At 61.5% G+C, this 12,426-nt stretch carries 14 protein-coding genes; 12 read left to right on the top strand and 2 right to left on the bottom strand.

What is annotated here, in order from left to right; genetic code table 11:
• Positions 1-199: 199 nt before the first annotated feature.
• Both H5J25_RS01860 and H5J25_RS01855 read right to left on the bottom strand, forming a co-directional pair.
• Positions 200-1,903, bottom strand: a complete 1,704-nt coding sequence (locus H5J25_RS01860; protein ID WP_202094159.1) for a M48 family metalloprotease — start codon at positions 1,901-1,903, stop codon at positions 200-202.
• A gap of 18 nt (positions 1,904-1,921) precedes the next feature.
• Positions 1,922-2,461: a LemA family protein gene (locus H5J25_RS01855; protein WP_202094155.1), complete on the bottom strand. Its 540-nt coding sequence runs from the start codon at positions 2,459-2,461 to the stop codon at positions 1,922-1,924.
• A 309-nt stretch (positions 2,462-2,770) separates the two neighbouring features.
• Here H5J25_RS01855 and H5J25_RS01850 point away from each other — a divergent pair, with 309 nt between their 5' ends.
• From H5J25_RS01850 to H5J25_RS01795, 12 genes are all read left to right on the top strand, one after another.
• Positions 2,771-3,139 (top strand): hypothetical protein, encoded by a 369-nt coding sequence (locus H5J25_RS01850; RefSeq protein WP_202094151.1) that lies wholly within the window; start codon positions 2,771-2,773, stop codon positions 3,137-3,139.
• A 451-nt stretch (positions 3,140-3,590) separates the two neighbouring features.
• On the top strand, positions 3,591-4,538 hold the full coding sequence (locus H5J25_RS01845; RefSeq protein WP_225883278.1) for an alpha/beta hydrolase: 948 nt from the start codon (positions 3,591-3,593) through the stop codon (positions 4,536-4,538).
• Between the two features lie 16 nt (positions 4,539-4,554).
• On the top strand, positions 4,555-5,043 hold the full coding sequence (locus tag H5J25_RS01840) for a DUF4142 domain-containing protein (RefSeq protein WP_225883277.1): 489 nt from the start codon (positions 4,555-4,557) through the stop codon (positions 5,041-5,043).
• A 335-nt stretch (positions 5,044-5,378) separates the two neighbouring features.
• Complete coding sequence (locus H5J25_RS01835) at positions 5,379-6,335, top strand: PAS domain-containing protein (RefSeq protein WP_202094142.1); 957 nt, start codon at positions 5,379-5,381, stop codon at positions 6,333-6,335.
• Between the two features lie 60 nt (positions 6,336-6,395).
• Positions 6,396-6,539 carry a hypothetical protein gene (locus tag H5J25_RS01830; protein ID WP_202094134.1) on the top strand — a complete coding sequence of 48 codons (144 nt, stop codon included), beginning with the start codon at positions 6,396-6,398 and terminating at the stop codon, positions 6,537-6,539.
• A gap of 177 nt (positions 6,540-6,716) precedes the next feature.
• The gene (locus tag H5J25_RS01825) at positions 6,717-7,469 is read left to right on the top strand and encodes a ZIP family metal transporter (RefSeq protein ID WP_202094132.1); all 753 of its coding nucleotides are present in this window, start codon (positions 6,717-6,719) and stop codon (positions 7,467-7,469) included.
• A 148-nt stretch (positions 7,470-7,617) separates the two neighbouring features.
• Positions 7,618-7,989, top strand: coding sequence for a hypothetical protein (locus H5J25_RS01820; RefSeq protein WP_202094130.1), 372 nt, complete (start codon positions 7,618-7,620; stop codon positions 7,987-7,989).
• A 141-nt stretch (positions 7,990-8,130) separates the two neighbouring features.
• Complete coding sequence (locus H5J25_RS01815) at positions 8,131-8,325, top strand: hypothetical protein (RefSeq protein ID WP_202094127.1); 195 nt, start codon at positions 8,131-8,133, stop codon at positions 8,323-8,325.
• Between the two features lie 209 nt (positions 8,326-8,534).
• Positions 8,535-9,053 (top strand): DUF3489 domain-containing protein, encoded by a 519-nt coding sequence (locus H5J25_RS01810; RefSeq protein ID WP_202094124.1) that lies wholly within the window; start codon positions 8,535-8,537, stop codon positions 9,051-9,053.
• A complete protein-coding gene (locus H5J25_RS01805; protein WP_225883276.1) occupies positions 9,050-9,508 on the top strand; it encodes a DUF2924 domain-containing protein in 459 nt (152 codons plus the stop codon). The genes H5J25_RS01810 and H5J25_RS01805 overlap by 4 nt, the downstream gene beginning before the upstream one ends.
• Complete coding sequence (locus H5J25_RS01800; protein WP_202094122.1) at positions 9,505-11,199, top strand: recombinase family protein; 1,695 nt, start codon at positions 9,505-9,507, stop codon at positions 11,197-11,199. Before H5J25_RS01805 ends, H5J25_RS01800 begins: the two co-directional genes overlap by 4 nt.
• 529 nt (positions 11,200-11,728) lie before the next feature.
• On the top strand, positions 11,729-12,280 hold the full coding sequence (locus tag H5J25_RS01795; RefSeq protein WP_202094121.1) for a PEPxxWA-CTERM sorting domain-containing protein: 552 nt from the start codon (positions 11,729-11,731) through the stop codon (positions 12,278-12,280).
• Positions 12,281-12,426 lie beyond the last annotated feature (146 nt).

Raw genomic sequence — 12,426 nt, 5'->3', positions numbered from 1 at the left:
TGCCCACATCGCTCGACAACGTAGCGGCAGATTCCCGGGAACGGCTGCCGGCTGTTCCTAAGCTCGGCTTCGTTAAGGAGGTGACCTGTCATGCCGCTGACCATATCCGACGGTCGTGACCGAAACGAGCGCCGCGCCAATCTCGGTAGGCTTCGGTACACGCTGCTGCATGGGATTGGTCAGGTCCGCGAATATCTGACTACACGCGTTTGCGTCCGAAGTCGGTGGCCACCGGGTGTGCCGAGGCTCTCGGCCGCTGTCCGGACTGTGATGCTGCACCGATCGGGCCTGATGGTTCATTCAGTCGCGCCGACATCTCATCGTCGATCGTTGTCGTTCCGGCGTCCACCACTCCGACGAGTCGACGCATCAGTCTGGGACTGGCGACAGCAAGGCAGATGAGAAGCAGGAGGAACAGCGGCATCGCCAGTCCCGATGCGGCCGAGGGCTGCACTAAGACTGCGGGTTCGACCGACGCTTCCGTCGCCACCTTGGCGAACTTGGCCCGCTTGGCTGCAAGCTGGCCGGGTGAATACTGATACTCCGGGCATATCCCGTCGCGGTAGGACGGCCCGATGCATTCGGGACCGGAATTCACCTCGCGAGCCATCTCGACCAGCGCGCCCGGCCCGAAACGGGCCGCGAGTTTCGAAAGATCGCCATCGGCCGGCCACCAGAAGACCAGCAGGAACATGGCGATGGCAGCGACCGGAATGATCATCATCGGCGCGAGACCGATGGCATTCCGCCCGTCGGAGACGCGCCATTCGCACCAAGCTATGCACGCTTCCTGCCATTGCCTGTGCGCATCCGGATCGGTGAAGCGTTGCACGAACCGGCCCAACGTCGCCGTCGGCGGCGGCTCGAGCGGTCGACCGGTCGCGTCCGCCGGATAGAGCAGCCGCGCCGACCGGGCATGGCCGAAGCGAGCGCGCGGGGCGCTGCGTGTATCGCGACGCTGGCGTGAGGAATCCATCATGCCCTGGCCGAGCTTCGAGATCGCGTCGCGTCGCGCCTCGATCGCGGGATGCGTTCCGCCCTCGTGATCTGCCGGTCCGTCGAACAGCGCGCCCTCGACCCGCTGGCTGCCGACAAAGGCACCATGCCCGCCGATCTTGACCAGCGCGCTCAGCAACGCCTCCGGAAAATGCGTCACGCGCACGGCCTCCCCATCGGCGATATGGTCTCGACCGAGCTTGAGACCGCGCCGGGCGAACCGTGCCAACGTCATTGCAGCCATCGTCGTCGCGCCGCCCGCCAGCATGACGAGCAGCAGCGGCGGGAGCAGCAGCGGCAGTATCATCTGCCGCCAGTCCTCGAACCGCAGCGGATTGTGGATCTGCAGCAGAACGGTGGTGCGCATCAGCGCGTGGTTCGCGGCCAGCAGCCTGGTGTCGCCCTGGCGGATGTGCGACGCCTCGTGCGCAAGCACGGCGAGCAGCTCGTCATCGTCGAGCCGTTCCAGCAGCCCGCGCGTCACGACGATCAAACCGCAATTCGGCCCTTCGCCGATGGTCAGGGCGTTGGGTTCGTTCACATCGAGCACACCGAACCGCGGCAGGCGCACGCCGAGGGTCGTGCAGGCCTGCTCGGCGATGGCGACGAAGCGCGGTTCATCGGCCCGTGAGACGATCTGCACGCCCAGGCCGTGCATCACCGCATCGGCATGACCGCGATAGAGACGTCGGAACAGCAATGCGCTGAAGATCGCGACCGGCAGACCATAGCGCAGCGCATAGCCGACCGGATCGGACAGGATGGTGTGCTCCTGATCCACGATCAGAAGCAGCATCGTCAGCACGAATGCGCCGATAAGTTCGAACGCGACGATGTAGCCGAGCACCAGCAGCGCGGTGAACCGCCGGTTGCGGGCGGCATGGGTGACGTATCCGTGAACTGCCATAGTCAGATCCCGCCGCGACTAGAGACTGATCTTGATCGGCTCGGCGAATTCCGCCCGGCGCTCGCCGAGACTGAACTTCTGACGTTCGGAGGCTGGATCCCGCCTGCTGATCAGGTTGCCCGGAAACGCACGCCGGACCCCATTGAGTTCCTCGACCGCCAGATTGTAGAAGCGCCGCGAGGCCGTGATGCGCTCCTCGACGCGGATCAGATCCGTGCGCAACGTCCTGTAATGTTCCCCGCTTGCCAGCTGGGGATACTTCTCGCTCACAGAGAAGACGTTCTGAAGGACCTCGGCGATCTGCGTGCCGGTCTGGATGGCGGCGTTGCTCGCCGCTTCGAGAGCGTCGACGCGCGCATCGAGCACGTCGCGGATCACGTCGTGTTCCTTTTGCGAGAAGGCGCGAACGACCTCGACGAGATTGCCGATGAGGCTGGCGCGCTCGATCAGAAGCGCATCGATGTCACCGAACGCGGCGTCGGCCCGTTCGTCGAGCGAAGCGATCAACGCGTGCTGGGAACGCACCTTTAACGCGACGATCGCGATGCCGCCCAGCACCAGCCAGAGCCACCAGTGATCCAGTGCGAAGTTCGTCGCTCGGATCAGGCGACCGGACAGATCCGTAGCCTCACTGAAGGTAGTGCTATTTTCCCACATCGATGCTCTCCGCGCTGCGAACGACGAGGGCATGCCGACCAAGCGTTAATATGTTCCTGCAGCGGAATGGATCACGAGAAGGCGATCTCCCCATTTTGCTTGGGAGAAACGTTAGGCTGCCGGTCGATCACCGGCCATTCTGCGATCCCGGTACTTCACTAGAACAGCGTATTGATGTAGTCTCGACAGCTCTGGAGCCATGGGTGTCTCATGCGCACGATGGCCAACATACCGCCGAGTGCTGGCAGGGCGATCCTAATATTCGGATGCGCGGTCGCGCTGCAAATTCCGTTCACCGACGATTTCTTTGACCGCAATCTGATCAGTACCGTCGTCGAAATGCCCGTACTTATAACAGTCGCTAAAAGTTGTTCATCGGGAAACTCTTCTGCCGCCTCTGTCGTCGCCAAGAACTTCAAAGGGCTGGCGATCGTCGCAGCGTTTGTTTCCGCTTGGACTGGATGGGCAATCGCCGGCGAACATCGGACCAAACCTGTTCCATCAGTGTCGTACCCTCTCATAGCAAATGTCGATGCCGTGTTCGAAAAGGAGGTCCTCCACGTGGCAAAGCGACTATAGGAAGCGAACATACATCATCACACTAGGCGGATCACCTGAAGCGACGAGTTAAAATTACGGGACGGGCTGGCAGGCTTGCGGGGACGGGGCATGCCAGCGGCCCTAACTTGCCCCGCCTAACGAGTGGTGCATTTGGCCTGACAAACCCCGTGCAGCATTGGCCGTTTTTTCAACAAGCGCTGAGATCGTAGGATCATAGGAAAAGCCGAGGCGGCTGATCTGAATAATGAACATAGCCGAGATCGGTTCTGGAACGATCGATGGACGCCCCTGTTAGACCGTACGGGTATAACAGGATGACATGATGAAACGACACGCTCAAACCTTTATCGCAGCCGCGCTGCTTGGAAGTTCAGGAATAGCTTTCGCGCAATCGTCGAACTCGACCAACGCGCCGCCGCCGCCCGCCCCGCCGCGCACTGCGACGCAGCCGCCAGCGGCCTCCGCCGACATGCAAGCCGTGCTCGACCAGCTGCCACGGCTCGGCGCAAAGCCGATCGAAACGCTGACGCCGGTCAAGGCGCGCATCCAGCCATCGGCCGCAGATGCTGCGAAAGCTGTGATGCGCCAGAAGGGGATGTCGACCGCGCCTGACCCGGCGGTGGTCACGCAGGATGTCGCGTATGGCAACGATCCTATGCATTTCGCACGGATCTACAAGCCTGCAAACGCCACCGACGCGCTGATGCCGATTATCGTTTACTACCACGGCGGCGGCTGGGTCATCGCGGACGTCAACACCTATGACGCCGCGCCGAGATTGCTGTCGAAGCAGCTAAATGCCATCGTCGTGTCGGTCGAGTACCGGCACGCGCCAGAGTTCAAGTTTCCGGCGCAACATGATGACGCCGCAGCGGCGTACCGCTGGGTTCTCCAGAACGCAGCCACCTGGGGTGGAGATGTGACAAAACTGGCCCTTGCTGGCGAGAGCGCCGGGGGAAACCTTGCTGTTGCGACAGCGATCTACGCTCGCGACAACAATCTGGCGAAGCCGCTGCACATCCTCTCGGTCTATCCGATTGCCAACAGCAGCATGGCGCTTCCGTCACGAAATGACTCTGCAAATGCCAAGCCGCTAAACACCGCGATGCTCAAGTGGTTCGGCCACTATTATTCGAAGAGCATGTCGGACATGCAGGACCCGCGGCTGAACCTGGTCGCTGCCGACCTTCGCGGGCTGCCGCCGACAACGATCGTCAATGCGCAGATCGATCCTTTGCGTTCGGACGGTGAGACGCTTGCGGCCGCGATGCGATCGGCCGGAGACAAGGTGGAGCAGCGTACCTTCCCAGGGGTTACGCACGAAATGTTCGGGATGGGTTCCGTCGTCCGCGGCGCGTACGACGCCAACATGTACGCGATCGATCGGCTCAAGGCCGCTTTCGGCATCCGCAACTGATACTCGAGGAATGACCATGAAAAACCTTACGATGACATCGTTAGCGGTTGGTACGGCGCTGTTCTCCGTGCCGGCCTCTGCGCAGGTGATGACCCCAGCTGAATATGTCGCAACGGCCGGAGCAAGCGACCTCTATGAAATCACCTCGAGCCAGATCGTACTTGAAACGACGCAAAACTCCCAGCTTCGCAGCTTCGCGAAGATGATGATCACACAGCACACCAAAAGCACAGCCGACGTGAAGGGAGCCGCAAAGCGCTCGAGGATCGCAGCCCCGCCACCGAAGCTGACGCCGCTTCAGAACGAACTCGTCACGCAGCTAAGTTCCGAGTCCGGCCCAACACGAGACGCCGCGTATATTGCGCAGCAGAAGGCGGCTCACGGCCAGGCTTTGGCTGTCCAGAAGGCCTATGCTATGGAGGGCAAGGCAGCGCCGCTAAAGGCTGCCGCACAGACCATCGTCCCTGTCGTCGAGCATCACATCATTATGCTGAAGGCGATGTAACAATATCGAGCGCGGGGGCAGGGAATGTAGCCCTGCTCCCGAGCCTATACCCTGAGACGTGATATCGGATGAAGCCGTCCATGGGATGCCCATCACCGATGGACAAATGCAGCTCGTTGTCGACGAGGATGCCATGGGCAGACACCTGACCGACTACGTCTCAACGAAGCTTGTTAAGCCGTGATCGGCGCCGCGGGCGGCGGTGCGGTGCCGGATTTTATCTTCTAACTTTAATCAAACAGTTTTGTCGGTGGACCAGCTTTAACGACCTTATTTCATGCGATTGCCCCGCCGGGACGTGTTATTATCGATCCCGGACTTAGTCGGGGCGGGGCATGAACGACGATCTCGAAGCACTGCTCGACGTGCCTGGGGCGTTACTTCTGACAGTCCTTGACCAGACGCACGATTGCATCATGGTGTTGAGCATCGACGGCAAAATTCAGTTTGTGAACAGGCAGGGCGCTCTGGCGATGGACCTGGCCGCCCCATCTGAGATTATTGGTGAGGCGTATCTGACCCGATGGCCAGCGGAAAATACCCTTGATGTGGCAGGCGCTCTTTCTGAAGCGAGGGATGGACGCCTTGGTCGCTTCACGGCGCCAAAATCGGGCTCAGGAGGGTCGCTTACATGGTGGGATGTCAGACTTAGCCCTGTGTGCGATCGCACTGGGTCGATAACGCATCTGGTATCTATCGCGCGCGATTTGACGAGCGAGATCATGGAGCGGAAGCGGGCTGAGGCAATCAGCTTGGAAATGCGCCACCGCCTCAAAAACGCCATGACGGTCGCTGGAGGAATTGTGATGCTGAGCGCACGGGGGAGTCCCGAAGCCAAGGCTTTCGCAACCGAGGTAGTCAGCCGGCTTAGCCAGCTGGGTTCCGTGCAAGCCAGCCTGATGGACCCCGCAGCTGACAAAAGCCTTCCGCAAGTCGTGCGGTTATTGGCGGTGGCATATGGGAGCGGTGCCAATCTCGCGTTTGGTAATCTGCCTGACGTTCAGCTTAGCGATACCTCCATGCAAGCTCTGTCCCTTTGTTACGGCGAACTTGCCACCAACAGCCTCAAATACGGCGCGTTGAAGAACGGCGGCCAGATATATGTTGATGGAGCGGCGTTGGCCGGTTTCGTCCAACTGTCCTGGTCTGAAGACACCGACCTTGGAGATGGCCGGGCCGGTGGCCAGGGCCTGGTGCTGATCGACCGGCTTATTACGACAGCGGGAGGCTCATTCCAGCGAGCGGTGAGCACCGGAAAGATGATCGTTACTGTCAAGCTCCCGATAATGTAAGGACCCGCTGCCGACCAGACGGGTCCGGCTTATGCCGTTGGTGGTCCAGGTCGGCTGCAGGTGCTGCTCGGGGCGCACTTTCCAGCAACGCTGGACAAGCTGTCGGGCTTGCTCGCCAAGCCGACGTCCGACCCGACAACCGCGAAGCCCGCCAGCACGACGATGCAGGACGGACAGGAACGCTCGTATCCAGCCAAGCCTTAAGACCAGCCTGTATACCGTAGCCAAACGACATTCCGTCGCGGTCGGCGCAGCGGTGGCCATCGAAGTTAGCGGTCTAGCCGCGTTTTTGCTTCGGCCGCGCACGCCTGCTGCGTAGGACAGGCGCATGATGCTTGATCGCGCAATGCGGTCGAGATCGGTGCTGATTAGGATTGCATCATGTGGGAAGCCGGTTTCTGGGGCCTGGTCGGCGGATCGGCTCTGATCCTCGGGGCGGGCGTTGGATATGCAGTGTCGCTGCCTCAACGGGTGATCGCCGCCGTCATGGCGATCGGCTCGGGCGTGCTGATTTCAGCGGTCGCGTTCAATTTGATGGACGAGGCGTTTCGCCAGGGCGGGTTTGATTCGACTGCCGCCGGCTTCCTGGGCGGCGCTATCATCTACACGATCGCCAATATCGCGATCTCGCGGCATGGCGCGCGACATCGTAAGCGTTCGGGCTCGAATGATGACGAGAGCCAGCCCGGTGCGGAAAGCGGTGGCGGACTGGCGATAGCGGTTGGTACGCTGCTCGATGGCATTCCGGAGTCAGTGGTGATTGGCGTAAGCCTGCTCGCTGGCGGTGGGGTGAGCGCGGTAACGGTCGCCGCGGTCTTTCTGTCCAACGTGCCCGAAGGCCTTTCGAGCGCAGCCGGCATGAAGAAGGCAGGTCGCGGGCCGCGCTATATCTTTGGCGTATGGGTCGGCATCGCGTTGGTGTCGGGGCTCGCCGCGATGCTCGGCAATGTCATGCTGGCGGGCGCCAACCCGGAACTGATCGCGGCCGTCACCGCCGTGGCCGCTGGCGCAATCCTTGCTATGCTGGTCGACACAATGATTCCCGAGGCCACGGAGGCGACGCACGATTATAGCGGACTGATCGCCGTTATAGGTTTCCTGATCGCCTTCGTCCTGACCAAGTCCGGCGGCTGACGCACCGAGAAAGACGCAACTTAGTTGGTTCCTTCTACATTGCCGTTGTCGCGGGCGATTTAAGAAATCTAAGCGTTGCTGCGTGCCAAGCAACTAAGCATTCACCGTTACCGAGCTATCTCACGGGGGCCATCGATCGGGAGCAGGTATGAACAAGGCGTATTTGGGAGCAGCGCTGCTCGTCGTGGCGGGCTGCACGGTTGCCAGTGCTTCCGCGATCAATCCGTCCGACGATCTACACTGCGCGGTCGTGATCCGCACGTTGGAGAGAAATGCCGGGCAGCTTGGAGCTAGCCGTACCGTCAGGAAGGGGCTTTACGCGCTTCAGACGTGGTACTTCTCGAAACTGAAACCAGAGCGTCTTCATGAAGCCCAAGGTGTTTTTGGAACGATGAAAAAGGCCCCGGAGGAAGTATCCTCTGTAGGCCAAAAGTGCTCGAACAGGGCGTTCAGTGATCCCGATTTCCGGCGCTGGAAGTCGATTGCTTCCGATGATTTCGATAGCAGGGTAGTGCGGTAGTGCGGTAGGGCGCTCTCGATGATGCTCAATCGACGGACACGAGTTTTCACATCAGCCCTCGCCAGCGGATGTCTTGTCCTGGCTATCGGACTTGCAGGCAGCGGAAAGCCGACATCCGAATGGGTCTTCCCGGGGCTGCTGATGCTGCTCAACGGCTGGGGGACGATGTTCAATCTGCTGACGCTTTGCAGCGGGTGCGAGGCCGAGGCGTTCACGGTGAACTATCTAAACGACGGCGACGAGCCCGATCGTCCGATGTCGCCACGCCTGACGACCGTCACGCTTGCGATATTCTGGCTTACCGGCGTGGTGGTGCTCGCGACTGTGAGCCAATGACATCCGCCCAGTTCGCCATGCTCGCTCGATATCGAGGCAGTTGGTAGGAGTCAGACAAACCATTCGACTTGCGCTGCAACCAGAGCAAACGTGTGGCTACTGGATCGCGGCCCGGGATGAGGCCGCCCGCCCCGTCGATGTAGATCGACGGGGCTGTGGCTGGTGGGAGCGGCAAGCGTGCCGCTCGCCTTGAACAAGGACCACCCTCCATGACCAAACTGACCGATCTCGACAGCATCCTCCTGTCCACTGCCGCGCAGCGCGACACCGGCAGCCTGCTCCCCGCCCCGGAAACCGTAAGCAGCGCCGGCGCCCGCCTGACCAAGGCGATCGCCGGCTTGGTGAAGCGCGGCCTGGCAGAAGAACGCGAGACGAGCGACAAGCTCGCCACGCACCGCGTGGATGCCGATGTCGCATACGGCCTGTACATCACGGACGCGGGCAACGCAGCGATCAGCATCACCGATGGCGATGCTGGTGGTGCTGGCGAGGCCCCTGCCCCCTCCCCCGCCGCGACCGACACGCCCCGCATTACCAAGGCCGGCACGGTGCTGGCGCTGCTCGGCCGCGAGGAGGGCGCAACGCTGGCCGACCTGATCGCGGCGACCGGCTGGTTGCCGCACACGACGCGGGCAGTGCTGACCGGCCTGCGCAAGAAAGGCCATGTGCTCGAGAAGTCGAAGAGGGGCGAACAAACCTGCTACCGTGTCGCGGGCGTCGCCGCGTGATCACGAGCATCAAGGACAAGCTGGTTGCGCTGACGACGATGTCGTCGGCGCAGCTACGCGACGAATGGCGCGCGCTGAAGGGCACGCCGGTGCCGCTGATCAGTCCAAGTCTGTTGCGGATGGCGCTTGGCTATGAGCTGCAGGCACGGGCGCTGGGCGGTCTGTCGCGGATCAGCCAGCAACGGCTGGTCCAGCTGGGTACCGCAAAGACCGTGACCCAGGCGATACGTCCCGGCACACGGCTGATCCGCGAGTGGAACGGGGTGGCGCACATCGTCGAGGTTGGCGAGGACGGCGTGATTCGCTGGAACGGGGCGGTTTGGAACTCGCTGTCCGAAGTTGCTCGCGCGATCACCGGAACGCGCTGGTCGGGCCCGGCCTTCTTCGGGTTGAAGAGCAGGAAGGGATCGCAGGACAGTGGTACGCGTGCGGGCACTAGAAAGGCCGCGGCATGAACCGGGTGCGCTGTGCTATATACACCCGCAAGTCGAGCGATGAAGGGCTCGACCAAGCGTTTAACTCGCTCGATGCACAGCGTGAGGCATGTGCCGCTTACGTGCTGTCGCAAGCCGGCGAAGGCTGGAACGCGCTGCCCGATATCTATGACGATGGTGGCCTGTCGGGCGGAACGCTGGAGCGCCCTGCCCTCCAGCGACTGCTGGCCGACATTGCAGCCGGCAAGGTCGACATCATCGTTGTCTACAAGGTCGACCGCCTGACCCGCTCGCTGCTCGACTTCTCGAAGCTGGTCGAGATCTTCGACAAGGCCGGGGTGTCGTTTGTGTCGATCACCCAGTCGTTCAACACCACCACCAGCATGGGACGGCTTACCCTCAACATGCTGCTGTCCTTTGCACAGTTCGAGCGCGAAGTGACTGCCGAGCGCATCCGCGACAAGATCGCCGCGTCCAAGGCGAAGGGTATGTGGATGGGTGGACTCCCACCACTTGGCTACAAGCCCGATGGCCGCACGCTCGAGGTCGTGCCGGAACACGCCGAAATCGTCCGGGATATTTACCAGCGCTATCTCGACACCGGCAATGTCCGCTTGCTGGTCGACCGGCTGAGCGCCGAGCGGATCCACACGCCGGTGCGGAAGATGACGAATGGTCGCACCTTTGGCGGCGTACCGTTCAGCCGGGGGCAGATCTACGCCATCCTCAAGAACCCGATCTATATCGGCGAGATCCCGCACCGCGACCAGCGCTACAAGGGGCTGCACAAGCCGATCATCGACAGACAGATCTGGGATGCAACCCAGACGCTGCTCGCCGGGCATGTGCCGGGATCGCGCCGAAGATCGAACACCGCCAGCGGTAGCCTGCTGACCGGGCTGATCGTCGACGACAGCGGTGAGAAGCTCATCGCGGCGCACGCCTGCAAGGCATTTCCGAACGGTGGCGACAACGGCAAGGTGCGCTATCGCTACTATGTCAGCCAGTCGGCACACCATGGTACCAGCGAAGGCAAGGGCTTGCGCATTCCGGCGCGCGAGATCGAGACGGCGACGATCGAGGCGCTGGCGGCGGCGTTCGATGATCCGATAGCGCTAATGGCACGTGCCGGCATCCCGCTTGAATTGCCAGGCATGGACCGGATCTTCAGTACCGCGAGTGCCACGGCTGCGACGATCCGACAGCGCGATCCCAAGACCCTGCGCGCGATCATTGCTAGCATCGTCGTGCATCCCGCAGACGTCAGGATCGAGCTCTTTACCGCAGCGGTGGCGCGCCACCTGTCGGTCTCGGCACCACCCGATGCTGACACGCTCGTCACGCTCACCTGCCCGGTGCGGATGACGCGTACCGGCCACCGGCTCCGGCTGGTGCAGAACGATGGGCGCAGCGTGGCTGCCGCCCCGCCGGATGCATCGATGATCAAGCTGCTGGTCAAGGCACACAAATGGTGGGCGCAGCTGCAGCGCGGCGAGATCACCGTCCGCGAACTGGCCGAGGCCGAGGGGGTGGTGAAGTCCTATGTCACCCGCGTCGTGCGGTTGGCGTTCCTGGCGCCTGCCATCGTCGATGATGTGCTTGCCGGGCGGCAGGTGGCAACGATCGACGCCAAGCGGCTGGCGTTTACCGCTGATCTCCCGACCAATTGGATCGAGCAGAGGGTGCATTTCAGAAGTGACAGCCGGGTGTGAACGTTTGGGCTGCCTTGATGCTGACACACGATACGATCATTCCGCGAGTTGTCCCGGGGCCAACTCTCAGACCCCTGATGCGGTGCCGGGGCACCCGGGGGCGGCTGTTAACGTGCACTATTGGTGGAAAGCAGCCCGTCCGCTTTGGAGCGTCGGTTGCCGCTAGCTGCCATTGGTTCATGCTGCCAGTCATGGAGTTGCATTTCCGATCCAAGATGGAATTAGGCCCGGCTGCTTGTGCATGGCGTTGGTCGCGACCCGATGCTCTTGCACGCACCGTCAACGTTCAATAGGCGGCTGCCGCCTTGAATAGCGGTGCTTCGCCGGGAACGGGGGCCTAACTATGCAGTTCGGGTTTTATGGCAGCGGTAAAGATCTCTTTCGGAGTGCACGAAGAGCCGGTCACCCGGTGGCGACAGGGTCACTTGGAATTATTAACGATTTGTTAACCGGCGACCGAAGCCTTTTTTCGGCCTGTTCGTAGCTGCAAAGTGGCACGCAGCGTGCTGCATCTTTCGGAGATGTATGCATGAAAATGATGACCTATCTCGCGGCTGCCAGTTTCATGGCATCAGTCGCCGTCCCTGCCAGTGCCGCCGAGTTCAATTTCAGCTTCACAACGACCTCGCTGCCCTTCGGCGGTACGCCTCAGAACGGCAGCGGGATCTTTACGACTTCGGACACGGCTATGACGATCGAGGGCCGCAACGCCTTCGCCATCACAGGAATTATGGGTCAGATAAACGGGGTCAACATTTCCGGTTTGACGCCGTTCGCTACGTCGCTGATCCCGACCTACTATTACTTCACGGAGGGGCCCACCTTTTTGAGCGGTACCGGCGTGAACTTCAGTGCAGGGGGATTTCCGAGCATCAAGTTTTACGCGCCGTCGGCCACCCCGGGTACGTACCTCATCCAGGGCAACGGTACCATCATCGCCAACGTGACCGCGACGTCCAGTCCGGCCGCTTCCGCCGTCCCAGAGCCGGCCTCCTGGGGTATGATGCTGCTTGGCTTCGGCGCGATGGGCTATGCGATGCGGTGTCGATCGAAAGTAAAACCAAACGTTCAGTTCGCCTGATTACCCCTTTCTCAGGCGCGAGCGAGGAGCCGTCGGTCAACAAGCCGGCGGTTCTTCTGCGTATGGTGAAAAACAAGTTATTGTAAGGCCGCAAGCGCCCTCTTGAATCTTCGCCTCTGCAATTACCCGTCCACTAAACCAACCAC

Origin of the sequence: Sphingomonas aliaeris (assembly GCF_016743815.1) — a bacterium.
Classification (GTDB): Bacteria; Pseudomonadota; Alphaproteobacteria; order Sphingomonadales; family Sphingomonadaceae; genus Sphingomonas; species Sphingomonas aliaeris.
Note: the sequence above shows the minus strand (reverse complement) of the source record. Positions and strands in the feature narration are given on the sequence as shown.

What these genes read in the sequence shown, in the direction of transcription:
- H5J25_RS01860 (WP_202094159.1), bottom strand. Translation starts at nt 1,903, where the DNA reads ATGGCAGTTCACGGATACGTCACCCATGCCGCCCGCAACCGGCGGTTC.
- H5J25_RS01850 (WP_202094151.1), top strand. Translation starts at nt 2,771, where the DNA reads ATGCGCACGATGGCCAACATACCGCCGAGTGCTGGCAGGGCGATCCTA.
- H5J25_RS01845 (WP_225883278.1), top strand. Translation starts at nt 3,591, where the DNA reads ATGCAAGCCGTGCTCGACCAGCTGCCACGGCTCGGCGCAAAGCCGATC.
- H5J25_RS01840 (WP_225883277.1), top strand. Translation starts at nt 4,555, where the DNA reads ATGAAAAACCTTACGATGACATCGTTAGCGGTTGGTACGGCGCTGTTC.
- H5J25_RS01835 (WP_202094142.1), top strand. Translation starts at nt 5,379, where the DNA reads ATGAACGACGATCTCGAAGCACTGCTCGACGTGCCTGGGGCGTTACTT.
- H5J25_RS01825 (WP_202094132.1), top strand. Translation starts at nt 6,717, where the DNA reads ATGTGGGAAGCCGGTTTCTGGGGCCTGGTCGGCGGATCGGCTCTGATC.
- H5J25_RS01820 (WP_202094130.1), top strand. Translation starts at nt 7,618, where the DNA reads ATGAACAAGGCGTATTTGGGAGCAGCGCTGCTCGTCGTGGCGGGCTGC.
- H5J25_RS01815 (WP_202094127.1), top strand. Translation starts at nt 8,131, where the DNA reads ATGCTGCTCAACGGCTGGGGGACGATGTTCAATCTGCTGACGCTTTGC.
- H5J25_RS01810 (WP_202094124.1), top strand. Translation starts at nt 8,535, where the DNA reads ATGACCAAACTGACCGATCTCGACAGCATCCTCCTGTCCACTGCCGCG.
- H5J25_RS01800 (WP_202094122.1), top strand. Translation starts at nt 9,505, where the DNA reads ATGAACCGGGTGCGCTGTGCTATATACACCCGCAAGTCGAGCGATGAA.
- H5J25_RS01795 (WP_202094121.1), top strand. Translation starts at nt 11,729, where the DNA reads ATGAAAATGATGACCTATCTCGCGGCTGCCAGTTTCATGGCATCAGTC.